The sequence below is a fragment of the Streptomyces sp. NPDC014995 genome, assembly GCF_043080745.1.
Lineage (GTDB): Bacteria > Actinomycetota > Actinomycetes > Streptomycetales > Streptomycetaceae > Streptomyces.
Map to the genome: position 1 here is coordinate 1 of NZ_JBIBVX010000053.1, position 1,375 is coordinate 1,375.

General features: G+C 66.3%; 1 protein-coding gene and 1 pseudogene. Both read right to left on the reverse strand.

Annotation, left to right across the window (positions count from 1 at the left end; all coding sequences use genetic code 11):
• On the reverse strand, positions 1-480 hold a 480-nt coding region (locus ACF1A1_RS39320; RefSeq protein ID WP_392006989.1), incomplete at its 3' end, for an alpha-amylase family glycosyl hydrolase.
• Positions 477-1,375, reverse strand: a pseudogene (locus ACF1A1_RS39325) (alpha-1,4-glucan--maltose-1-phosphate maltosyltransferase); the annotation flags it as partial. The pseudogene ACF1A1_RS39325 and the gene ACF1A1_RS39320, both read right to left, overlap by 4 nt.

Sequence of the window (1,375 nt, forward strand, 5' to 3'; positions counted from 1 at the left end):
GAAGATGATGCGGGCGTCGGCGTACTGCTTGTCGTCGTCGGCCCACATGTAGTAGTCGCCGTAGGGGCCGTCGGGGTCCTTCCTCGATTCCTGGAACCACGGGTGCTGGTCGCTGGTGTGGTTCATGACGAAGTCGATGATGACGCGCATGCCGCGCTGGTGGGCGGAGTCGACGAATTCCACGAAGTCGGCGAGGTCGCCGAACTCGGGGAGGACGGCGGTGTAGTCCGAGACGTCGTATCCCCCGTCCTTCAGGGGCGATTTGAAGAAGGGCGGGAGCCAGAGGCAGTCGACGCCGAGCCATTGCAGGTAGTCGAGTTTGGCGGTGAGGCCCTTGAGGTCGCCGACGCCGTCGCCGTTGCTGTCCTGGAAGGAGCGGACGAGGACTTCGTAGAAGACCGCGCGCTTGAACCAGTCGGGGTCGCGGTCTTTCGCGGGGGTGTCCTCGAAGGTGTCCGGAACGGGCTCGTTGACGATCATCGTGTGGGTGACCCTCCGATCTGCGGGTTGGACGGTCGCAGGACGGTGAAGACGTGCGCGGGCCGGGTGCCCGGTTCGAGACGCACGTAATTGGCCCTGCCCCAGTAATAGGTCTCGCCGGTGAGCAGATCGCGCACCGGCACCGACTCGTGCCACTCCAGGCCGAGTTGCGGCATGTCCAACGAGACCGTCGCCTCCTGGGTGTGGTGGGGGTCGAGGTTGACGACCACCAGAACCGTGTTCGAACCGCTCCGCTTCGAGTAGGCGATCACCGCGTCCTTGTCGGTGTGGTGGAAGTACAGGTCGCGCAGTTGGCACAGGGCCGGGTTCGCCCGCCGGATCTCGTTGAGGCGGGTGATCAGCGGGGCGATGGTGCGGCCCTCGCGCTCGGCCGCCTCCCAGTCGCGGGGCCTGAGCTGGTACTTCTCCGAGTCGAGGTACTCCTCACTGCCCTCGCGCACCGGGGTGTTCTCGCACAGCTCGTAGCCGCTGTAGACGCCCCACGTCGGCGACAGGGTCGCCGCCAGCACGGCCCGCGCCTCGAAGGCGGGACGGCCGCCGTGCTGGAGGTGGGCGTGCAGGATGTCCGGCGTGTTGACGAAGAGGTTCGGGCGCATGTAGGAGGCCGCCTCCCCCGACAGTTCGGTGAGGTACTCCGTCAACTCCTCCTTGCTGTTACGCCAGGTGAAGTAGGTGTACGACTGCTGGAAGCCGATCTGGGCGAGCGTGTGCATCATCGCGGGCCGGGTGAAGGCCTCGGCGAGGAAGATCACGTCCGGGTCGGTGCGGTTGATGTCCGCGATGACCCGCTCCCAGAAGACCACCGGCTTGGTGTGCGGGTTGTCCACGCGGAAGATCCGCACCCCGTACGACATCCAGTGCCGCAGGATCCGCA